This is a genomic window from Nocardia sp. NPDC003482 (assembly GCF_053588115.1).
This window is the reverse complement of sequence record NZ_JBSFPI010000020.1, coordinates 99,907-121,318: the sequence shown is the minus strand read 5'-3', so window position 1 is coordinate 121,318 and position 21,412 is coordinate 99,907. Positions and strand designations below refer to the sequence as shown.

The 21,412-nt window shown below is 66.6% G+C and carries 19 protein-coding genes; 18 read left to right on the top strand and 1 reads right to left on the bottom strand.

Going from position 1 to position 21,412, the window contains the following annotated elements; genetic code table 11:
- Positions 1-69: 69 nt before the first annotated feature.
- From ACWDSJ_RS28240 to ACWDSJ_RS28220, 5 genes are all read left to right on the top strand, one after another.
- Positions 70-321 (top strand): hypothetical protein, encoded by a 252-nt coding sequence (locus tag ACWDSJ_RS28240; protein ID WP_450035452.1) that lies wholly within the window; start codon positions 70-72, stop codon positions 319-321.
- Between the two features lie 277 nt (positions 322-598).
- The gene (locus tag ACWDSJ_RS28235) at positions 599-1,924 is read left to right on the top strand and encodes a pentapeptide repeat-containing protein (protein ID WP_450035450.1); all 1,326 of its coding nucleotides are present in this window, start codon (positions 599-601) and stop codon (positions 1,922-1,924) included.
- Positions 1,925-2,067: 143 nt separating this feature from the next.
- Complete coding sequence (locus ACWDSJ_RS28230) at positions 2,068-2,688, top strand: hypothetical protein (RefSeq protein WP_450035448.1); 621 nt, start codon at positions 2,068-2,070, stop codon at positions 2,686-2,688.
- 191 nt (positions 2,689-2,879) lie between these two features.
- A complete protein-coding gene (locus ACWDSJ_RS28225) occupies positions 2,880-3,146 on the top strand; it encodes a hypothetical protein (protein WP_450035446.1) in 267 nt (88 codons plus the stop codon).
- A gap of 67 nt (positions 3,147-3,213) precedes the next feature.
- The gene (locus tag ACWDSJ_RS28220; protein ID WP_450035444.1) at positions 3,214-3,645 is read left to right on the top strand and encodes a hypothetical protein; all 432 of its coding nucleotides are present in this window, start codon (positions 3,214-3,216) and stop codon (positions 3,643-3,645) included.
- Between the two features lie 235 nt (positions 3,646-3,880).
- Here ACWDSJ_RS28220 and ACWDSJ_RS28215 read toward each other — a convergent pair whose 3' ends face one another.
- Positions 3,881-5,251 (bottom strand): OST-HTH/LOTUS domain-containing protein, encoded by a 1,371-nt coding sequence (locus ACWDSJ_RS28215; protein WP_450035443.1) that lies wholly within the window; start codon positions 5,249-5,251, stop codon positions 3,881-3,883.
- Between the two features lie 71 nt (positions 5,252-5,322).
- Between ACWDSJ_RS28215 and ACWDSJ_RS28210 the strand changes: the two genes are divergently transcribed.
- From ACWDSJ_RS28210 to ACWDSJ_RS28150, 13 genes are all read left to right on the top strand, one after another.
- Positions 5,323-6,009, top strand: coding sequence for a hypothetical protein (locus tag ACWDSJ_RS28210; RefSeq protein WP_450035442.1), 687 nt, complete (start codon positions 5,323-5,325; stop codon positions 6,007-6,009).
- A 17-nt stretch (positions 6,010-6,026) separates the two neighbouring features.
- Positions 6,027-6,767 carry an aKG-HExxH-type peptide beta-hydroxylase gene (locus ACWDSJ_RS28205; RefSeq protein ID WP_450035441.1) on the top strand — a complete coding sequence of 247 codons (741 nt, stop codon included), beginning with the start codon at positions 6,027-6,029 and terminating at the stop codon, positions 6,765-6,767.
- 1 nt (position 6,768) lies between these two features.
- Entirely contained in the window at positions 6,769-7,407 is a 639-nt protein-coding gene (locus ACWDSJ_RS28200; RefSeq protein WP_450035439.1) for a TIGR02466 family protein, read from the top strand.
- Positions 7,404-7,997 carry a hypothetical protein gene (locus tag ACWDSJ_RS28195; RefSeq protein ID WP_450035437.1) on the top strand — a complete coding sequence of 198 codons (594 nt, stop codon included), beginning with the start codon at positions 7,404-7,406 and terminating at the stop codon, positions 7,995-7,997. The genes ACWDSJ_RS28200 and ACWDSJ_RS28195 overlap by 4 nt, the downstream gene beginning before the upstream one ends.
- Positions 7,998-8,011: 14 nt before the next feature.
- On the top strand, positions 8,012-8,227 hold the full coding sequence (locus ACWDSJ_RS28190) for a hypothetical protein (RefSeq protein ID WP_450035436.1): 216 nt from the start codon (positions 8,012-8,014) through the stop codon (positions 8,225-8,227).
- Between the two features lie 82 nt (positions 8,228-8,309).
- Positions 8,310-8,675, top strand: coding sequence for a hypothetical protein (locus ACWDSJ_RS28185; protein ID WP_450035434.1), 366 nt, complete (start codon positions 8,310-8,312; stop codon positions 8,673-8,675).
- Complete coding sequence (locus tag ACWDSJ_RS28180; RefSeq protein ID WP_450035433.1) at positions 8,672-9,910, top strand: MFS transporter; 1,239 nt, start codon at positions 8,672-8,674, stop codon at positions 9,908-9,910. Before ACWDSJ_RS28185 ends, ACWDSJ_RS28180 begins: the two co-directional genes overlap by 4 nt.
- Positions 9,907-11,121 (top strand): GNAT family N-acetyltransferase, encoded by a 1,215-nt coding sequence (locus ACWDSJ_RS28175; RefSeq protein ID WP_450035431.1) that lies wholly within the window; start codon positions 9,907-9,909, stop codon positions 11,119-11,121. The genes ACWDSJ_RS28180 and ACWDSJ_RS28175 overlap by 4 nt, the downstream gene beginning before the upstream one ends.
- A 191-nt stretch (positions 11,122-11,312) precedes the next feature.
- Entirely contained in the window at positions 11,313-14,885 is a 3,573-nt protein-coding gene (dnaE, locus tag ACWDSJ_RS28170) for a DNA polymerase III subunit alpha (protein WP_450035430.1), read from the top strand.
- Positions 14,882-15,235, top strand: a complete 354-nt coding sequence (locus ACWDSJ_RS28165) for a DUF6300 family protein (protein WP_450035429.1) — start codon at positions 14,882-14,884, stop codon at positions 15,233-15,235. Before dnaE ends, ACWDSJ_RS28165 begins: the two co-directional genes overlap by 4 nt.
- A 111-nt stretch (positions 15,236-15,346) precedes the next feature.
- A complete protein-coding gene (locus tag ACWDSJ_RS28160; protein WP_450035428.1) occupies positions 15,347-16,339 on the top strand; it encodes a hypothetical protein in 993 nt (330 codons plus the stop codon).
- Positions 16,340-17,236: 897 nt separating this feature from the next.
- Positions 17,237-20,590, top strand: a complete 3,354-nt coding sequence (locus tag ACWDSJ_RS28155; RefSeq protein ID WP_450035427.1) for an AMP-binding protein — start codon at positions 17,237-17,239, stop codon at positions 20,588-20,590.
- Positions 20,587-21,393 carry a hypothetical protein gene (locus ACWDSJ_RS28150; protein WP_450035426.1) on the top strand — a complete coding sequence of 269 codons (807 nt, stop codon included), beginning with the start codon at positions 20,587-20,589 and terminating at the stop codon, positions 21,391-21,393. The genes ACWDSJ_RS28155 and ACWDSJ_RS28150 overlap by 4 nt, the downstream gene beginning before the upstream one ends.
- Positions 21,394-21,412 lie beyond the last annotated feature (19 nt).

Genomic DNA, 21,412 nt, shown 5'->3' with positions numbered 1-21,412 from the left:
CGGCCGCCCGGACCGCCCTCGGCGAGTAACAGGATGGGCCGCTGGAGGCGTGGAGGAGAATTGAACGCCATGAGCGAGGTCGCCGAGGACGATGAGCGCGCGATCCTGGATCAGGTCGCGCAGCTCCGGAACGCCCACGTCGCGGGCGATCGGGCCGCCGCGCTTCGGATGGTCAGCGAGTTGGTCGCCGAGTTCGGCCTCGGGGCCCTGGCGGATGTCCTGGCTGACCGCGCCGACCGGGAGCACCCGGTCGAGCAGGTCGAGCTGTTTCGGAGACCGAGGACGAACCCGATGACCGAAGCGAACGCCCCTGCCCGGTGACCTCCCTTCAACACGTCACCCGCGACGCAGTGCAGGATCACCGGGATCGGGTGTGCGCCAACCCAACTCGACCCCTCGCAAGGTCAGCACCAGCTGAACCCAGCGCTGCGCAGCCCACTCCTCCGGATCATCCGGATCCAACCCGGCGTCAACGAGCGCCTGACGATCCACCGCATCCTCCACACCTAGGGATTCGGTGCCACCCCACCCCGGGCCTGGTGCCCCCCTCCGCTGATACCGCCGGTGTGGCGGCTATTTCTCCGCGAGAATCAGGGCCATGACGGGGCGGAAGAAACATGGTTCGACGCGGATCACGCTCGCGGGCGGGTTCGTGCGCGGTGGGAAGGCGATTACACGCCGCACCGCAACGATCGGATTGTTGTGGTCGGTCGTCGCGGCGTTGACGTTGAGTTTGGCGCTTGCTGTGACCGCGTATTGGCTGCTGACCAGGTCCATCGAGACCGACGAACATGCGAAGGCGGCGCCTGCCGATCTCACCAAACTGTCGCTGACCGTCGTCGCTGGCGTCGGCGGTGTGGTGGCGTTGGTGATCGCCTACCGTCGGCAGCGCGACCTCGAACAAGGCCGGTTCGTAGAGCGTTTCGGCGCCGCGGCCGCGCAACTCGGTTCGGCCGACGTCGCGGTACGCATAGCCGGGGTGTACGCGATGGCCGGTGTGGCAGATGAGTCTCGCGGGCTGCGCCGTCAGCAGTGCATCGACGTGCTGTGCGGCTATCTACGCTTGCCTTTCGACGCGGGCCACGGGAGCAGCGGACGCACCAAGTTCGTGGTCAAGGCCCCCCGCTTCGAGCGCGGGCGAGTGAGGGGGGAGACAGAGGAACACGTCGAGTACCGGCAGAACGATCACGAAGTGCGTGCGACGATCGTCCGCGTCATCGCCGATCATCTCCGCGACTCAGCCGAATACAGTTGGTCGGCAAGTGAATTCGATCTCCGCACTGCTTACCTGGAGGACGTCGACTTCAGCACTGCAACGTTCGCAGGCATTGTTCGGTTCGGGCATGCAACCTTTTCCGGCCCCACCTCGTTCATGGATGCGACCTTCTCGGACACCGTCTGGTTCAACGACGTGACCTTCTCCGGCACCGTCGGGTTCGAGTTCGCTACCTTCTCCTCAGCCCTTTTCAGTAATGCGACCTTCTCGGACACCGCCGACTTCTTCGCAGTGACCTTTTCCGACAATACCTGGTTCGACGGCGCGATCTTCTGCAACAATGCGCGATTCGACCACGCCACATTTTCTGAGTCGGCCTGGTTCGACGGGGTGACCTTCTCCGACACCGCCGACTTCAACGACGTAACCTTCTCCGGCGTTGCCGAGTTTGGGAGGGCGACCTTTTCTAGCGCGACCTCATTTGCGAAGGCGCACTTCAGCGGAAGCCGGACGTCCTTTGCCAACCCAAAACGGTGGGGACCTCCGGCTCCCACCTTCGACTGGGATGAGGATGTCGCGCAGAAGCCTGCCAACCTCCAGCCGAAGGATTGGCCGCCAGTTGTCAAGAACGACCCGCAGGGCCACTCCGGGGATGGACGATGTGGTGGACCGCCGCGCCCTGTCCAGGGCCGGACTGGCCCTCGGTGACCGCGCGGGCGGGCCGCGCTTCTCTTGGGCTTAACGAGGGAACAAAGGCGATTCACTCAGAGATTTTCGAGCAGTTCGATGGCTTTCGAGATGACTTCAGCGAATCACGACAAGTGTCGTGCGCGTGCTGTCAGGATGATCGTGTGACCACTTGGCGCCCAACCAATCTCGCGCTGGATGTGAAGGACTACACACCCCTCATGCAAGGACGCGGCGCGATCATCGCGGCGCTAGTGGGAGCGTTGATCGCTGGATACTTCGCTACCAGGACCGCAAAACATACGCCGTACGAGCGTTTGGAGACCCTTCTAAAGGTGCGGCAAGCATGGCCCGTCGGTCACGATGGAGTAGAAACGGTTGATATCTCTATTAGCTACGCCTTGGCTCAGATCCGGCACATCGAAGCGGACGTTCACGAGCGCGAGACGTGGATCGACTCGGTAGTTACAGCCCAAGTCGCGCAGCTGAGACTCCGAAATTCGACAAGAATAGCGATGGCTTCAGGGGCATCGGTGGCGCTGTACGGCATGGCGCTCGCCTTGTCCCATCACAGAGCGGGCGCCATCCCCCTCACCGTTGGCGTTTTTACAGCACTCGTAATGGGATGGAAGCTGCTCCAGCGGAAGGTCCCGGATTGGGACGAAGAGGAGGATGAAGCCATGTGGAGAGCCGATCTGGCACGAGCGCTACAAGAGGAGAGGCCAAGCCCATGGAAGGCAGGCAACCGCTGGGGTAACGGTTTCCTATATGTGGGGAGGGATTGATGATCGCAATCACCGTGAGTACCGGCGCGGGGGGAGAACGGCCCGAGACCCTGTCGGCGAAGGTTCCTCTTGTGCGGTCTGATTGCCGTTCAGGGGCAGATCGGGAACTGACTGCGCCCCATGCCATTTCGGATTCGCGTGCCCGGCGATCTGCGACAGCCGCAGAGCCGCGCGGAGGAGAAACGAGCAGCATGAGCGAGGACGACGAGAACGATGAGCGCGCAATCGTGGATCGGGTCGCGCGCCTCCAGACCGCCCACCTGGCCGGAGATCGGGCCGCCGCCCTTCGGATGGTCCGCGAGTTGGTCGCCGAGTTCGGCCTCACGGGCCTGGCGAATGTTTTGGCCGACCGCGCCGACCAGGACCGCCTGGTCGAGCAGGTCGATCTGTTTCGGATCTTCGGGCCCGACGCCCTCGGCCTCGGGCCAGGGCCGAGGGAGCGCGCCCCGGGTGCGTGAAAATATGCCCGCATGCATATTTGGAGGGGCCGCCGCACCGCAGGCGGCCCCGTACCCGGGAGGCACCGTGCCCACCTTCCCCGCCCTACCCCCGCTGGGCGAACGGCTGTTTGACGATCCGCGCTGGGCCTATCGGGCGGGGGGGGGGTTCGGCGTTGGTGTCGCACACCTGCGGGTGTGGGCTGCGGGTGATCACACCGATGCGACGGTGGCCGTGGTCCGTGATCTCGCGCAGGGTGTGTCGATCACCAACGCGATCGAGCACATCGCCGCGGCGGTGCGCCACCGCTACCGGGCCGGTCGGCTGATCCTGCTCGAACACTGGCCCGCCGACCATCCCCACGGTGGCGGGGAGCACCTCGATCAGGCTCTCGTGGCCGAGGGTGGGGTGACGTGGCGGGAGCTCTGGCCTACCCCGCCTGCCGACGCCCCCGACCACACCCACGTCCTCGCGTGGATAGCCGCGCACGGCACTACGGTGCTGGACCGGCAGCGATAGTGCCTGACGGGCCGTCGCGCTGGTGGCCGCGGGTACGGTCAAACGGTGACCTGAGTGCGCTTCGCTACTGTCGGATCGCGATTCGGTCGTGGCGCGATATGGGCCGTGGCAGGCTGTCTGGTGTGTCAGGGGTGGAACCGCCGCGGTACACGGCGTTTCGTCATCGGTGAACCGGCGGTGACGTGGGCGTCGCAGTGGTAGCGGCCTGACACGAGCAAGGCACGGCAACAGATCCTCACGGGTGACGGGCACGAACCTCGGGAATCTGTCGGCCATCGCGGTCGACCTTGCGGATGTCGAATTCGGTTGTCGCATTGATCAATCCGAGGTCGGTGTCATACCCCCAGCGCTCGGGCATCCACTCGGGATCCGTGCGCCGCAGCGCGGCCACGATCTTCTTCAACCCCGCCCACCCGTCCGGCCCGGCGCTGGCGGTGACCGCCGCGCGCAGCTGCTCGAGCAGCGCGGTGTCGGCCCGCAACGCCTTGCGTCCGAGCCGCTGAGGAACCTTCGCCGCGACGACCCGCCGCGTCAGATCACGGCGGGTGTCGATCGTTTCCGGCCGGGCCAGTTCCAACGCCATCAACGCGGCGATCCGGCATGCCCGCCCGTCGTCGAGTTCGACGGCGTATCTCTCTGCCGCCGTGAGGAGTTCGTGAACCCGTAACCAGATCGTCCGAGCCCCGGTGCGCACGATCTCCGCCCCCACCAGCTCCCGCTTCTCCTCAGGCGCGAATCCCGGCAGCTCCGCGAACGCGGGGGCCATCGCCGCCTCGGCCACCTCCCGCGGTACCAGCGCCGCGGTCAGGAATCCGGGTTCTTCCGCGGAGTTGGCGACGTTGGGCAGCGATGGTGCCGCCTCCAGCCAGGACATCGCGATATCCAGCCGTTGCCGACACGAACCGGGCTGCCACGTGAACCCCGGGAACGGGAGCCGATCCACCGGCGTGATCCGCCGCTCCAGCAACATGTCCAGCACCAGCGTCAACCGCAGCCCCTCCCACGCGGCGAACAACACCGCCTCCGTATCACGGGGATCGGTGGCCCTCACCCGATCAATCATCTCCCCGGCGACGTCGAGCGCGGTTGCGGGATGTGTTGCGGGAGTTGCGGAATCGGTCATGAGCCGATCATCCCGCCACAGCCGTGCCGACTCACCGATTTCTGCCGCACCGACTGGAGGGGCGAGGGACGCGCGCCACACGGCTCTTCGGAAGAAGCGCGGTCCAGGATGGATCGAGCGCATCACAAGCAGGATGCCGCGAACTGCAACGGCTTCGGCCGTCGCACCGCCGCGAACGGATTGTTGTGGTTGGTCGTGACCGCGCTGCTGCTGGGGTAGACCCTCGCAGGCCGCCGCATACCGGGTGTTGGACGACGGCTCGCGGTATTCCGCCACCGATGACGGCGCGGGAAGGCAAGTAGTTCCAGGTAGCAGCAGTGCGAGATCCGGGTTCATGTATTTTGAGCGCGGGGTGTTGCAGACCGCGAGGCATCGTGTAAAGATGATGAAGCAGGTAGCGATCGCAATAGCCGGTCGAACTTGATGAACGATGAGATTACAGGGGGGCTGAATCTTTCGACGGTAGGAAAAATCCTCGCGCATCCGTAGGATGCTATAACGCGAAGATTTTGGACGCACCGAGAACGCCATTAGGCTGGCAACTAGGGGGGATTTTGCGCGAAGGCTCGACTGATCTTCTGTTTTTCAATTTCTATAGCACGCCGCGCGCGGGTGCCCCTCTTCTTTCCGATGGTGGAGGCCCCTTCGGGTTCGACATCCAGGCGGCACTTCAGTTCGATTTCATTGTGAAAAGCTACGGTATCAGCCACATCCTGGAGACCGGATGCTGCCTTGGAGATACCACCGAATTTTTGGCTCGCAACTACCCGTCTCTGCCGATCTGGACCTGCGACGTCAACAGGCAGTACGCAGATTTCGTCGGAACGCGCCTGAAAGAATTCTCCCAGGTCCACATCGCGCACGGCGATTCGGCGGAACTCCTCCCAGCGGCGCTCGCCCAGACCGATGTTCCGCTGGTCTACCTGGACGCGCACTGGGGCGAGCAGTGGCCGCTGACCACCGAATTGAACAGCATCACCCGAGGAGTCGTCGTTGTCGATGACTTCGACATCGACGACCCGAGATTCGGTTTCGACGTTTACGACGGAGTGGCGTGTGATCTGGAGCTCATCCGGCACGCCAGACCGGATCTGCGGAAAGCGTTCGCAGGTAATCCAACGGCGCGCTACCCCTACCCGTGCCTTCAAGTGGGCCGCCGCGCAGGACGCTGCTACATTCCGATCGACCTTCCCTCGGACCCGTTCGAACAGTCGGAGATGTTCACACCGCTGAAACTCTAGGAAAGGCACTCGACATCATGACGACGGGGGGCGTGAAGTCACGCCTTGCTTCCCAGGTGCCGTTTCTCGACACGCCCTGCAACACCGGCCCGCTCATCGCAGCGGTGATCGCCTCACGGTGCTGGACGCTGAAACGACAAGAAATAGGCGACTTACCCGAGCATACGGATCTCGAATTCTGGCTCCGGCCACTTACCGGTTGCAGAGCACGTTCGAACAGTGTCGGACCAGAACTGCCGGAATGCACCGATCGTCAGCACGAGCAGATCGGCGACGCCCTTCGGTTCGTCATTGACACAAAGCCTCATTGGGCATCGTTCTTTCAGCTGCCGGTCCGTTTCCTGCAACTCCCGACCGACAGCCGAGCGATCTCCTCCTCCGCGCCGCACTGGCCCCAGCACATCATGCTCGCCCCGGCGGCCTTCGCCTCCGACGAGGAGTTGCGCGAACAAGTGGTCCACGAGTTCTGCCATCAATGGCTGTACCTGCTGGAAGAAGTCTGCCCGCTCGAAAAAGCCGAGGCGGCAAGGGATCTCACGCTTCCCTCCGGCACCACCGAACGGTCGGCGAGGGAAGTGATCGGCGCCGCGCACGTCGGCTTGGCACTGGCGGACCTCTACGACGACTGCGGCCAGCCCCACCAAGCCGCCATCCTCCGTGGCTACGCCACCGACTGCCTCACCGTCCTCGACGAGCACGCCGCGGACCTCCTGACCGACGAAGCCGTCCAGATCATCCAGAGAATGAGGAGGTCCTAGCTTGTCCGTCGACACCGCAGCACGCGTCGTCAAGATGTGGGCAACACCGCTGTATCAGCACGACTACGTCGAGGACTTAGGCCAGCACCGCGTCGACGCCATCAACGCCGAACTGCGCGAACTGGTCCTCGAGGGCGAAAAGCGCCAACAGGATCCCTTGCTGTTCGGCGTCATCGGCGCCACCAAGACGAGCATGGACATCCTCCGCTGGAATCATCCGGCCATCGACTGGCTCCGCGATCGGGTCCTCGACGCGGTCACCGAGATCTCCCACGACCTCGTCGGCGACATCCAGACCGAAGCCGAAGTCGATATGGTCGCCGAGGGGTGGGCGGTGGTCTATCGGTCGGGCGGCAGCCATCGCCTCCACACACATCACGAATCCGCTTGGTCGGGCGTGTATTACATCGACACCGGCGGTGTCGACCAGGACGCAGGGCACCTGCAACTGCTCGACCCCCGACCAGCAGCCATCGCCCGCCAGGCGAGTCCGGGCGTCCAGTACGTCCAGCCGAAACCGGGAACGATGGTGTGTTTCCCGTCCTGGTTGCCGCATTCGGTCAAAGCGACCCTGTTCGGTGGCGGCACCCGAATCTGTATCGCATTCAACGTCGGCTACGTGGAGAGGCAAGCATCGTGACCGAGACCACGGCGACCTACCCGCGTCCCACCCACGTCGGGCACGTCCGACGGCTGTGGCCGACCAATGTCGCGCTGAGCCAGGTTCCCGACAGCGAACTGCCCGATGTACCCGCTGATCTCGAGAAGGGCGCCGCGGTCTCGCAGAGCCATCCGATCGAGACCATCCCTGATCACACCAGCGTGCAGCAGTTGTTCGTCCAGGGCATGCAGCGGCTGGCCGACGGCGATCGAAACCAGGGACTGCCCGTGGTCGACATCGACAGGGTGAACCTCGAATTGCAGGTGTGGCGACCCGGATTCGAGGCGCCGGTATGGGTCGAACCCGGCCCTTACCTCGGCTGGCTGTTCCTGTCGGCGACCCCGTCGCAGCATTCCGATTCGGGCAGTATCGCGGTCTTGGACCCGCGGGCCGGCAGCAGCATGTCCGCGGTGCCCGGGCTGCCCTGGGGCGCCTCTCTGGTCATCAAGCCGCAGCGCGGGAGCCTGGCGATCGTCCCAGGATGGCTCACCAGTTCGGTGGTCCCGCTCGAACAACACCAGACCTGCGTCGTAGTCGTGGCCACGGTGGGGCCCAACGACGCTGGATAGAAGGAGGAAATGCAATGAGTATCGCATTCGAGCCGTCGACCGGCGCGGTCTCCAAGACCCTCACCGGCGGCAACATCGCCTCGCACGTCGACCCGAGCGACGTGGACGCCTACATGGCGCTCGTCGAGGCCGGCATGATGCCGTCCCGGCCGTGCTCCGGTTTCGCGGTCCAGGACAACATCTCGCTGCGCCACGACACCAGGGCTCCCCTGGTGCGCAAGGCGGAGTGACACCGCAATTCACTAACTCGGCTGCCTGGCGCCGCGCAGTATCGGCGTCAGGCAGCCGACCTATACCCAGGGGCAAAGGCAGATGACCGAAGACGCTCCCGAACTGGAAGCGTGGCTCGATGTTGTCCGGGGGAGACTTCTCGACATCAACGACGCGGGAACGGTTCTGGCCTGGTGTGACCAGACCGGGTCAGCCCCGCTCTATCTCCTCGACACGCGCGGCACGGCCCCATCGACCGCTCTCCCCGACCCGTGCTTCGAGCGGTTCGCGGGATCTTCTGCGGTCTGGGTCCGATATGACCACAACGGAGACGCTCGGTTCCGGCTCGCGTTGCCGGCCCTCGCCCGCACGACGCCCGAACGGGCGGCCGACCCGATGCCGCGGATCGAACAGGTCCTCACCCGGCGCCGCACCCTCGCCGCGCTCGACGTTGTCGGGCCACGATGACGGTCACCAACACAACCGGCGATCGGCTGCCCCGCGACTTCCGGAGACTGTGGCGTAGTTCCACGGTCAGCCAGGTCGGCAGCGCAATAGGCGGCGGAGCCATCCCGTTACTCGCCATCCTGGTCCTCGACAGCTCCAACGTGCAGGTCTCGCTTCTGGCGTCCATCTCCGGAATCGCAAGCGCCGCAATTGCTTTGCCTATCGGACCGTTTGTTGAATTCCACCGCAAACTGCCGATCATGACAGCGGCCAACCTGCTGGCCTTCGCGAGTCTTTTCACGATTCCCGTGGCAGGTTGGCTCGGTGTCCTCAGCTTCGCCCAACTCTGCGCGGTGGTCACGGTGCAGACCGTGTGCGCGATCGCGATCAGCTCGGCGAGCCACGCCTACATCAAGGCGATTGTGCCGCGCGCACAGCGTGTGACCGCGATGGGGCGGCTCGAAACCATGTTCCAGCTCGTTGCCGTGGCGGGCGCCCCCGTGGGTGGCGCGATCATCACTGCGATCGGTCCGACGATCACCGTCCTCGTCGACGCCATCAGCTATCTTTTCGCCGCAGGAGTGCTCCGCGCCATCCCCACCGAGCGAACCCCACCGCCGCAACGCCCCCCAGATCATCACTGGGCGTTGGTGATCCGCTCCGGTTGGAGCTACATCGCACGCAGCCCGATGCTGCGGTTGTTGTTGGCGAATGCCGCCCTCTTCGGCGGCTCGATCATGATGTTCACACCGCTGTTGGCGATATTGATGTTGCGCGAACTTCATTTCACGCCTTGGCAGTACGGGTTGGCGCTCGGGCTTCCGGGAGCGGGCGGTGTCCTGGGGTCTGTGATTGCTGGCCGCGTGACCGCGGCATTCGGCGACCGGAAATCGTTGCTCGTCCTCGGCGGCCTGCGCGCGCTGTGGCTCGGGCCCGTCTTGTTCGCCGGCCCCGACGGACGTGGCCTGCTCCTGATCATCGGCTCGGTGACCGTGCTGATGTTCTTCGCCGGCGCCTTCAACCCGGTCTTCGTCACCGAGCGCATGAACTGCACCGCCGATGACTACATGGCCCGCGTCACCACGGCGTGGTCGATCACCTCCAAGTGGATACAGCCCCTGTTCGCCGCCGCGGGCGGAGTGATCGCCAGCGCAGCCGGTGTGCGCGTCGCGATCGGCTGCTCCGCCGTTCTCCTGATCCTCAGCGCGGCACTGCTGCCGTGGCGCGCAACCCATCGAAAGGACACCCTCGCATGACGGCGACCCACCCGCATCGAATCCGCACGACGACCGAACCGGACCTGCCTCACATTCGAGAACTCATGGACGTCACCTACGGCGGCCGCCATCCCGATAGCGTCTTCAACGCGCTGTGGGAGAACTTCGCCCTCGGCGAGTCGCTGGTCGCAGACTCCGACGGCACGGTCGATGGCAACGTGACGGTAGGACGATTCACCGTGACCGTCCCCGGCGGTCAGCAACTGCAGGCGGCCGGGCTCACCGCGGTCGCGGTCAATCCCCTGCACCAGCGCAAAGGCATCATGCGGGCACTGCTCGACGAAGTCGATCGGCGCAGCAGAACAGCGCGAGTGCCGCTGACGATCCTCATGTCCTCACAAGGCGGAATCTACGGCCGATTCGGCTATGGCCCATCCACGAGAAAGTTCGAGATCAGCATCGACCGGGCCACGGCACGGTGGCTGTCGACAACCCCGAACCCAGGCGGGGCACGATTCGTCACCATGGCGGAAGCAAGCAAACTCATCCCCGCGATTTACGACCGCTGGCGCCGACAGACCCCCGCCGCACAGGCACGACCGGAATCCGCATGGGGCGGCTTCTTCGACAACCCGACACACCCCTTACACGGCGGCTCGGGATCGTTCGCACTGGTCCATGACGACGGCTATGCGCTGTACAACTGCCACTGGGGAGAGCCGAACGCCCGTACCGGCGCCATCCGAGTCCAGGAGCTGCGCTACCTCACCGCCGACGCCCACGCTGCCCTGTGGCGTGCGCTGCTGGCCCTGGACGGCCTCTCCCGCGTCACTGCTTCCCTGCCCTTCGACGACCCCCTTCCCTACCTTCTCGTCGATCCCCGTCTCGTGCAGGTGGCCGCCACCCGAGACGCGCTCTGGACACGGATCACCGACATCCCGACCGCTCTCCGCGCCCGGGTTTACCGATGCGATCTCGACGTGGTCCTCCGTGTGCACGACCCCTTCCGAAACACCGACAGCTCGGTGCGGCTGGTGGCCGATCACGATGGCGCACAGTGTCATCCGACGACACGCGCCCCTGACGTAGACCTCGGCCTGGACGTGCTGGGCAGCCTGTACTTCGGGGCTCACCGCGCCAGGACGTTCGCCGCCGCCAACAGGCTGCGGGCTCGCACCGAAACGATATTGGACACCGTAGACCTCGCATTCAGCACCGTGACGGAGCCCGTACTCGGCTGGAACTTCTGACACAAACCACACCCGACACGGCCCTCTCCGACACGGCCCTCCACACCTGACAGTCAACCGAACCCGAACCACCGCTCGCAGTGAATACCGCTGCGCGACAAGCAGTTCGGGACGTGTCGACGACCTCACCGCGTGGCGTTGCCGAGAAGGGGCTCCGAGACGGTAGCCTCTTGTCTCGACCGCGAGGGAGTGTGAGCGCACCGTTGACCAGTTCGTCGTTCGTCCATCTTCATGTTCATACCGAGTACTCGATGCTCGACGGGGCCGCGAAGATCAAGAAACTCTTCGCCGAAGCCGAACGGTTGGGGATGCCGGCGGTTTCGATGACCGACCACGGCAACATGTTCGGGTCCGCGGAGTTCTTCCGGGTGTCCAAGGCGAGCGCGGTCAAACCCATCATCGGGATCGAGGCATACCTCGCCCCCACCACCCGGTTCCACAAGAAGCCGGTGTTCTGGGGCGACCGCAACCAGCGCGGTACCGACGAATACGGCGAGGGCGGCGACGTGTCGGGCGGCGGCGCCTACACCCACATGACCATGGTCGCCGCCAACGCCACCGGCCTGCGGAACCTGTTCAAGCTGTCGAGCCTGGCCTCGTTCGAGGGGTATTACCGTAAGCCACGCATGGACCGTGACCTGCTCGCGGAGTACTCCGAGGGCATCATCGCCACGACCGGGTGCCCCTCCGGCGAGGTCCAGACCCGGCTGCGTCTGGGACAGTTCGACCAAGCCCTGCAGGCGGCCGCCGACTACCGCGACATCTTCGGGGCCGAGAACTTCTACCTCGAACTCATGGACCACGGCCTGCGGATCGAGCGATCGGTCCGCGAGGGACTGCTCGAGGTCGGACGCAAACTCGGCCTCAAGCCGGTGGCGACCAACGACAGCCACTACGTCACCCAGGACCAGGCCGACACCCACGCCGCGCTGCTGTGCGTGCAGGCCGGCAAGACGCTCGACGATCCCACCCGATTCAAGTTCGACGGCGACGGCTACTACCTGAAGTCGGCCGAGGAGATGCGCGCCTACTGGGACACCGAGGTTCCCGGCGCGGCCGACGCCACCCTCGAGATCGCCGAACGGATCGAACCCTACGACGAGGTATACAACCACGTCGACCGGATGCCCCGGTTCCCGCTGAAGGAAGGCGAGACCGAAGACCTGCTGCTGCGCCGCGAGGTCGAGGAATTCACGCCCCTGCGGTTCCCCAACGGCATCACCCAGCAATACCGCGACCGTATCGAGTTCGAGCTCAGCACCATCTCCTCGATGGGGTTCCCCGCCTACTTCCTGGTCGTCGGCGACCTCGTCCGCTGGACCAAACGCCAGAAGATCGCGATCGGGCCCGGCCGAGGTTCGGCGACCGGATCGCTGGTGGCCTACATCCTGCAGATCACCGACCTCGACCCCATCGAGCACTCACTGCTGTTCGAGCGGTTCCTCAACCCCGAACGCGTGACCATGCCCGACATCGACCTCGACTTCGACGAACGTCGCCGCGGTGAGGTGCTCGAGTACACCATCAACAAATGGGGCGCCGAGAACGTCGCCCAGGTCATCACCTTCGGCACCATCAAAACCAAGGCCGCCATCAAGGACGCGGCGCGGGTCCTGTACGGGCAACCCGGCTTCTCCATCGCCGAGAAGGTCGTCAAACTGCTGCCGCCCCCGATCGCGGCGCAGGACATTCCACTGTCGGGGATCTTCGACCCCAACCACGAGCGCTACGCCGAAGCCGCCGAGGTCCGCGCCTACGCCGAGAGCGACCCCAACATCGGCAAACTGATGGACACCGCCCGTGGCCTCGAGGGACTGACCCGCAACGCCGGCGTGCACGCCTGCGCGGTCATCTTGTCCTCGCAGCCGCTGCTCGATGTCATCCCGCTGTGGCAGCGCGACGACGGCTCGATCATCACCGGCTGGGACTTCCCCTCCTGTGAGGACATCGGCCTGCTGAAGATGGACTTCCTGGGGCTGCGGACCCTGACCGTCATCGACGACGCGATCAAAGCCGTCCAGGAAAACCACGGCATCGAAATCGAAGCCGACTCCATCCCGCTCGACGACGAGAACACCTACCAGTTGCTCTCCCGCGGCGACACGCTCGGGGTGTTCCAGCTCGACGGCGGTGCGATGCGGGATCTGCTGCGCCGGATGCAGCCGAAAAAGTTCGGCGACATCGCCGCCGTGCTGGCGCTGTATCGCCCCGGCCCGATGGCCGCCAACGCCCACATCAACTACGCCGAACGCTCCAACGGCCGCCAACCGATCACCCCCATCCACCCCGAACTCGAAAAAGCGCTGGACCCGATCCTCGGCGAGACCTACCACCTGCTGGTCTACCAAGAGCAGGTCATGGCCATCGCGCAGCGGCTCGCCGGCTACAGCCTCGGCGGCGCCGACCTGCTGCGCCGCGCGATGGGCAAGAAGAAAAAAGAGATCATCGAAAAGGAGTTCGAGAACTTCCGCGCCGGCATGACGGCCAACGGCTTCTCCGCCGAGGCCATCCAGACGATCTGGGACGTCATGCTGCCCTTCGCGGGCTACGCGTTCAACAAATCCCACACCGCCGGATACGGCCTGGTGTCCTACTGGACCGCCTACCTCAAAGCGAACTACACCGCCGAGTTCATGGCCGCCCAGCTCACCTCCGTCGGCGACAACAAGGACAAAGCCGCGGTCTACCTCGCCGAATGCCGCCGCCTCGGCATCAAGGTGCTGCCGCCCGACGTCAACGACTCCGGTCACCGCTTCGCCGCGGTCGGCAGCGACATCCGGTTCGGGCTCGGAGCCGTGCGCAACGTGGGCGCCAACGTGGTCGACGCGATCATCGAAGCCCGCAAGACCAAGGGGAATTTCACCTCCTTCACCGACTTCCTCGAAAAAGTCGACATGGTCGCCTGCAACAAGCGCACCATCGAATCCCTGATCAAAGCCGGCGCCTTCGACGCGCTCGGCCACACCCGCCGCTCGATCGTCGAAGTGCACGAGAACGCGATCGACGCGATCATCAGCCTGAAGAAACAGCAGGCGATGGGCCAGTTCGACCTGTTCGGCGGCATCGACGACGGCATCGCGGACCCCAGCGCCTCACCGCTGGGGCACGTGCAGTTCAGCGCCGAGGAATGGCCCCGCCGCCAGCTGCTCATGTACGAGCGGGAGATGCTGGGCCTGTACGTGTCCGCGCATCCCCTCGACGGCACCGAACGCATCCTGCGCAAACACGCACCCAAACCGATCGCCGCGATCATCGACGAAGCCCCCCAGGGCGAGGTCGCCGTCTCGGGCATGATCGTGTCGGTCGACCGGCGAGTCAACAAGCAAGGAGCGCCCTGGGCCATCGTCACCCTCGAAGACATGGACGCCTCGATCGAGGTCCTGTTCTTCGCCCAGGCATACTCCCTGTTCGCCAACGACCTCATCCCCGACAGCGTCGTCGCCGTCCAAGGCAAGGTGAACATGCGCGAGGACCGCATGTCGATCTTCGGGGCCGGGGTCATCACCCTCGAAGTGGGAGACCTCGCCGTGGGACAGGAACCCCCGCTGGTTCTGCGAGTGGACTACCGGCGAGTCGACAAGGACATGGTCGTCGAACTCCGGCGCGCCCTGCAAGCCCATCCCGGCGAGGTCCCCGTCCACCTCATCGTGCACGGCCCACACCGCCCCGAGCGCAAACTCGCCCTCCCCGACTACCCCGTCGGACTCGGATCCGGCCTCGTCGGTGAACTCAAAGCCATGCCCGGCATCACCGTGCAAACGTGACCGACTACGAGGTCACCACCGGCGAGGTCCACTGTCACCGCTGCGGGCGCCCCGCGCTGCTCACGGCCCGTGTGCCGCATCGCTTCCAGCGTGACGACGGCACGGTCGTCGAAGGGGCGCGGACGGTCGTGCTGTGCAGCGTGTGCGACGGCGGCGATCCGGACGCGCAGGGCGTCCTAGCCTTCTTCGCTCTGCACGAAAGCGTCGACAGCGACAACGTGGAATCGGCTGGCTCGCTGATTGGCGAATGGATCGACGCGATGGCGGCCCGGCCCACACCGGACCTGACACACCTCGACCACACCCATCACCCCGAACCCGATGACAGCGGCCACCCCGACAGCGCATAAATCTGCCGGAGACCCAACGTACGTGGGCCGTCCCCGAACTCGGACCGGACGCCCGACCGCAGGCTGCGCGAGGCGGGAAAACTTGTGGACGGCCGGGCGGAAAATCGAAAGATGTTGCGTATCTACCTCGACCAGGCCAAGTGGATCGATCTGTCCAAGTGCCGGGCGGGTCGCGGTGACGGGAACCGGTTTCAGGACGTGTACGCCGTCGCCTCCGAAGCGGTGCGCGTCGGGAACGCCTCGTTCGTGCTGTCCTGCGCGCACTACTACGAGACCCACCACCGGAGCGGAGCGAGAAGCCGCGCCGAACTCGCCGACACAATGGCCGAGCTCTCGCGGTTCCATGCCCTCGCACCGCCGATGGTGGTGGTGCCCGCCGAGATCGAGGAGTTCCTGACCGGTCGTCCGGTCACCGAGCAAGTGGAGTTGTTCGGCGTGGGGGTCGAGCACGCCTTCGATGCCGACTTCGGTTTCAGCGCCGCCACCACGAGGTTCGATGTGCTGCCGGCCGGACTGCGAAGCACCGCCGCACAGCAGACGAGCATGCTGATCGAGCGAGCCATGCTCGCCGGGCAGTCGACGTGGGTGCCCGGTTTCGACCTGCGCGTGCTGGAGGTGGCCCGCACGATCAAGAACGCCTCGCAGAAGTTCGTCGACGCGCAGAACACGGTCGCCGCCTACATCGCGGCCACCAAGGTCCGCCACCCCGACCGGCTCGCTGATGTCGTGGCAGCCAGCGAGATCGCCGACTTCATCGATCCGCTCCTGGCCGGATGCCAGCGGCACGGCATCGACCCCGAGGCACTGTTCCGAGATAGGGAATCCTGCCAGAACCTGCTGCGGGGGCTGCCGAGCCGCTGGGTGACCAGCGAACTGCGGCGGGCACGTCTGCGTAATCCGCAGAAGAGGTGGGAGAAGAACGACCTGAACGATCTGCTGGCGTTGTCGACGGCCGTGCCCTACTGCGATGTGGTGGTGACCGAGAACGAGTGGGTCCACCACCTCACACACCTCGGTCTGGCGGACCGGTACGGCACCACCGTGCTCGCCGATCTGACCAAGCTCACCGACGTCCTCGTCGCTGCCTCGACGCAGGCATCGTGACCGGAGCATGGCCGCGAAGCTAACGAGCCCTGCCGGGGCAGGGAAGCGCGAACTTCGCTGCACGGCGGCTAAATTTGTGCAGCCACATCAGCTGTCGCAACGGCGTGCCGTTCTCGCTCTGTCCGAACGAGGGATCTCTGTTGCGCCGCAACCGCGTGTGGACCGAGACATCGCCGCGGTCTCCGTGTGTCCTCCGGAGAAGTACTGCCCACGCCGCTGACCTGGGTGAGTATCGAAGGGCGCAGGGGCGCAATACCTATTGGGACTATGCCGGTGGGAATGGCGGTATCCGTGTCGGCGGACGACGCTGTGATCGACATGGCCAGACCTTCGACAGGAACTGGACCACCGCGACCACCCGAGGCCATCCGTGCTGTTGCGTCCTGACCGCGCAGGGGTGGGTGGATGAGTCGATCAGACAACCATCGCTGCGGCTTGGAGACGGAAGGACTCATCGGGAATGCATGAGCGCGCTGCCCGCGAAAGTCCTTGTCACGGAACAGAAATCCGAGAGTGGCAGTCAGGAGTGTCGTGTGCGTCGTATGAACGGACGACTGTGGCACCGGCCGGTGGTCGGGTAAGTTCTCTGAATCGGCAGACAGTGATCGTGCGGTGAAATACGATGTGTCACAGTCGATTCCAGTGCCGCTGGGTTATCGGTCGGCAGGGACGCCGGTGCTCGTGAGTTCAGCGTCGTCAGGTTGCGGGGAGGGGTGAGCGCATGGCGTCCGGGATCGCTGGTGTGACCGGTCGATCGGTTCGGCGGATGCGGAATGGGGCGGGCCGCGGTACTGCGGTTCGGTGCTGGGCCGCCTCGTTGTCCTCGAGTGCCTGCCCGGGTGCGGCGGCGGACGGGGGTTCGCTGGTGCGGCACGCCCTCACGCGGAGGAAAGCTCTATGAAATCCCTGCTGCCCGAATGGGAGCGGCGGTGCACGCGGTTCCCGGACCTGCCGGTGGTGGTGGACAACGGCGAGGTGGTGACCGGGGCGGAGTTCCTCGCGCGCGCCCGCGCGCTCGCTGAGGAGTTGGCGGGCGCCGGTGTGCGGCAGGGGGATCGGGTGGCGGCGTCGTTCGAGCCGTCGGCGGATCTGCTGCTCGTCCTCGCCGCGATCTGGGCCGCCGGCGCCTCCTTCGTCCCTTTGTTCCCCGGGGATCGCAGTGCGCGCGCGACGGCGATTCTGGAGTCCGCCGCCCCGCGGCTGCTGTTGACCAGCTGTGACGCCATGTCCCCGGCGACGCGGGTGCCGGTCGCCGAGGTGGCTGCCGGCCGAGTCCGCTCGTTGCGGCCCGCCGCTGGCGATGTGGAGGCGGGAGCCGGGGCACCGGGCGAGGCGTATGTCATTTTCACCTCCGGTTCGACCGGGCGACCGAAAGGTGTGGTGGTCAGCCATGCCGCGTTGGCCACCTATATCGAGCAGGCCCGGGTCCTGTACGGGATCGACGAGGCGGCCCCGACGGTCCCGGTGCATCTGCCGGCAACCTTCGATGCGTCGCTGACGGCGATGGTGTCGCCGTTGGTGACCCGCGCCGTGGCGGTCGCGGTGACCGATCCCCTGTCGCGCACCCGTGGCTTGGCCGCTGTGCTGGACACCGCGACCGAACCGGTTCTGGTCAAGATCACCCCCGCCCAGGCGAGGCTGCTGGAACGGTTCGTCTCCCCGTCGACCGCGGCCCGGTTGCGGGGGCAGTTCGTGCTCGGCGGGGAGGCCCTGCGCTACGAGGACATCGACTGGCTCCGCGACCACGCGGTGGGGATCTTCAACGAGTACGGGCCGACCGAGGCCACCGTCGGCTGCGTCATCCACCGGATCGCCCGCGACGAACCCCGCCGCGGACCTGTCCCGATCGGGAAACCCCACCAGGGCGCCTCGGTCTCGGTCCTCCCCGACGATCCTGATGGTGACCACGGATCCACACGCGACGGCGGAGAACTCGTCGTGAGCGGCCCCTGCCTGGCCGAGGGCTATCTCGACGGCGATCCTGGCGGGTTCTGTCGTATCGAGGGACGCTGGTCCTATCGGACCGGGGACCGGGTGCGGGTGGACGACTCCGGAATCCTGCACTATCTCGGGCGAGTCGACGACCTGGTGAAAGTCAACGGATTCCGGGTCGCGTTGGCGGAGGTGGAGGCGGCGATGCTGGCCGCGTCCGGAGCGACCGCGGCTGCGGCTCTCGCGGTGAACGACACCCTGGTCGGGTTCATCGACGGCTCCGGACCGCACCGCCCCCTCGACGCCGTCCGCGCCGGGTTGCGTGAGCTGCTGCCCGGCTACATGCAGCCGACCGCGCTGCATGTGGTCCCCGAGATCGCGCTGACCGACCACGGGAAGATCGACCGCCACCGTCTGCGCCGATCACTCGACACCAAGACCGGACCGTCGCGGCGGGACGGCCCCGAGCGCCCCTGGCGCGATCTCGCCGCGCAGGCGTGGACCGAGGTCCTCGGCACCGCGCCAGCGACCGGCGGCGAGTCGTTTTTCACCCACGGTGATTCGATGGCCGCTCTGCGGTTCACCGGCCGAGTAAGCGCAGCGTCCGCCAGGGCGATCCCGGCTTCCCTGATCTTCGACCACCCGACCTTCGACGATTTCGTCACCGCACTCGAGCGCGGCAGTTCCGGCGACCGGCCTCCCGCCGCCCAACCCGGTGCGGGTCCTGTGCTCACCGTGTGGCAGGAGGCGATCCTGCGGGCGGAAAGCCTCGAGACCGAGCCCGGCAGTTACACCGTCGTCGACGCCGTCGCGGCCACCGGCATCGATGACTGGGCGGCCGTCCGCACCGCCGCGGCCGAGGTGATCGCCCGCCACCCCGTCTTCGCCCGCGCCCTGCGCCGCCGCGCCGATGGCCGTCTCGACATGATCGACGCGCCGCTGACGCCGCGACTGCTGGCCGATCACATCGATATCGCGGTCGACGACCCGGACCCGGCCGCGACGCTGCGCGCCGCGAAAACGACAACGCTCGATCTGACCCACCCCGGCGCGGCCGCGCCCCGTCTCCTCGTGCGACCCCAGCCCGATCCGGCCGCTGCCGGGCACTGGATCTGCGCGCTGATCGCCCACCACACCGTCGTCGACGAGCACTCCGCCCGGCTGCTGTGGAGCGAGATCTTCCGCCGCGCGCAAGGCGAGTCCCTCGGCGCAGCAGGCGAATTCGCCACCTGGGCACGGGAGGGCTACGGCCCCGACGGTGCCGTCGCGGCGCGGGACGCGGCCGCCGCGCTGACGCGGCATCTGCTCGACACGCCGATGCAGCACGCCGATCTCGGCGACAAACCCGGCCGCACGGCCACCACCCGCACCCATCCGATCACCGGCGAACCCGCTCTGGGCGACCTCGCCGCGGCGGCGGCGAGGTCGGGCTCCACGATCGCGGCCCTCTGCGGCGCCGCGGCGGTTCACGCGCTGGGCGCGCAGCTGGGGATGACCCGGTTTGCGGTGTTCATGCCGATGAGCCTGCGCCGCGCCGACACGGACTTCGCCACGGTGGGCTGCATGGTGGCCTCGGTGCCGGTTCTGGCAGAGCTTCCCGAAACCGGTTGCGGGCACGCTGATTTCGTTCGGCAATGGCGGCGTTCGATCGGGTACAGCGCTCGGCACGCGGGCGCGGACCCGGGCGTGCTGCACGAGGCGCTGCTGGCCGGGGATCCCGGCTGGGCGAGTTCGCCGCGGCTGGCGCTGGTCCTGGAAACACCCCACCACGGCTCGGCCGGACCGGTGCGCTGGGAGTCGATCCCCACCGCGGACATCGCGAAATTCGATCTCGCGATCAACCTGCGGGTCGACCGCGGCCCGCACACCGGCGAGGGCCGGATCATCTACCGCAGCGGCCCGGACACCGTGATCGCGGCGATCGCCGAGGCGGTGGCGCGACGCTACCTCGACACCGTCACCCGGATCTGCCACGGCCAGCCCCTGCCCCCGGTCGACCGACGCGCACCCGCCGCCTCGCCCGCCGCCGCGATCACCGAGTCCCCGGCCTCGACAGCGCAGAGCAGTGAGATCTCGGCGGTCGTGGCGCGGCTGGCCTCGGCCGCTCTCGGGCGCGCGATCCGCGCCGAGGACGACCTGCTCGACGCGGGGGCGCGCAGCCTGGAACTGCTCGTGCTGGCGAGTTCCCTCCAGACAGAGCTCGGGGTCCGGCTCAGCGCGGCCGACATCCTCGACCACCCCACCGTCGCCGAACTCACCACGCTGATAGCCGACGCGCGCACGGGTTCCCCGGTCTCGACGCAGGAAGGTATCCGATGACCACCCACACCCCAGCCACCCCTGCCCCCGCACGCGGTCACCTGCGTGAATTCCTGTCCGCCTATCGCGCCGATCCGCGTCACCGCGGCGCGCCGCCGCGCCCCGACCTCGCCGACGCCGCGGCAGCGATGACGGTGTTCACCGAGCCGTTCACCTACGGGGTCATCGACGACTTCCTCCCGCCGGCGTTGTTCGCCGCGGTGCTGGCGGCGTGGCCGCCGCCGCAGGAACTGGCCGCGGTCACGCTGCCGAGCACCGACCGCTACGTCGGATCCCGCCGAACACGGCTGCTGGAAGGGCTCACCGAACCCGACGACCGCGACCTGACCGGGCCGCCGTGGGACGAGGTGCGCGCCACCTTGCGCTCGCCGGATCTACTCGAGGCGCTGGCGTGGCGATTCCCCGAGGTCCTCGACGCCAATCTCGCCCACCAGCACACGCCCACACAGGGAGCGGGCTACAAAGTGTGGCTCAACCAGGACCACGGGGCCGGAGAGGCGCTCGGCGCCCACGTCGACGACCTGCGCAAGATCGTGACCATCGTGGTGTATCTGCAGTTGAGCGGGGACGTCGACGCCTCCAGCCCACGCCGGTGGGGCACCGCCCTCTACGACAACCGCGCCGCCGCGGTCACGCCGTTGGAGTTCTCCGCCAACGCCGACCACACACCGGCGGCGCTGGTGGAATTCGCGCCGAACCGGGCGTTCGTCATGCCCAACACCGCCACGGCCCTGCACGGCGTCGCGGGCGGCCAGGCCGCGGTCACCCGGACCACCCTCATGTGCGGCTACTGGAAGGTCTAGAGCAGTGACGACGACACGT

Bases quoted from the DNA above. Each gene is read 5' to 3' on its own strand.
- ACWDSJ_RS28150 (WP_450035426.1), top strand. From the start codon at position 20,587: ATGACCACCCACACCCCAGCCACCCCTGCCCCCGCACGCGGTCACCTG.
- ACWDSJ_RS28240 (WP_450035452.1), top strand. From the start codon at position 70: ATGAGCGAGGTCGCCGAGGACGATGAGCGCGCGATCCTGGATCAGGTC.
- ACWDSJ_RS28215 (WP_450035443.1), bottom strand. From the start codon at position 5,251: ATGCGCGAGGATTTTTCCTACCGTCGAAAGATTCAGCCCCCCTGTAAT.
- ACWDSJ_RS28155 (WP_450035427.1), top strand. From the start codon at position 17,237: ATGAAATCCCTGCTGCCCGAATGGGAGCGGCGGTGCACGCGGTTCCCG.
- ACWDSJ_RS28180 (WP_450035433.1), top strand. From the start codon at position 8,672: ATGACGGTCACCAACACAACCGGCGATCGGCTGCCCCGCGACTTCCGG.
- ACWDSJ_RS28205 (WP_450035441.1), top strand. From the start codon at position 6,027: ATGACGACGGGGGGCGTGAAGTCACGCCTTGCTTCCCAGGTGCCGTTT.
- ACWDSJ_RS28175 (WP_450035431.1), top strand. From the start codon at position 9,907: ATGACGGCGACCCACCCGCATCGAATCCGCACGACGACCGAACCGGAC.
- ACWDSJ_RS28190 (WP_450035436.1), top strand. From the start codon at position 8,012: ATGAGTATCGCATTCGAGCCGTCGACCGGCGCGGTCTCCAAGACCCTC.
- ACWDSJ_RS28160 (WP_450035428.1), top strand. From the start codon at position 15,347: ATGTTGCGTATCTACCTCGACCAGGCCAAGTGGATCGATCTGTCCAAG.
- ACWDSJ_RS28235 (WP_450035450.1), top strand. From the start codon at position 599: ATGACGGGGCGGAAGAAACATGGTTCGACGCGGATCACGCTCGCGGGC.
- ACWDSJ_RS28185 (WP_450035434.1), top strand. From the start codon at position 8,310: ATGACCGAAGACGCTCCCGAACTGGAAGCGTGGCTCGATGTTGTCCGG.
- ACWDSJ_RS28225 (WP_450035446.1), top strand. From the start codon at position 2,880: ATGAGCGAGGACGACGAGAACGATGAGCGCGCAATCGTGGATCGGGTC.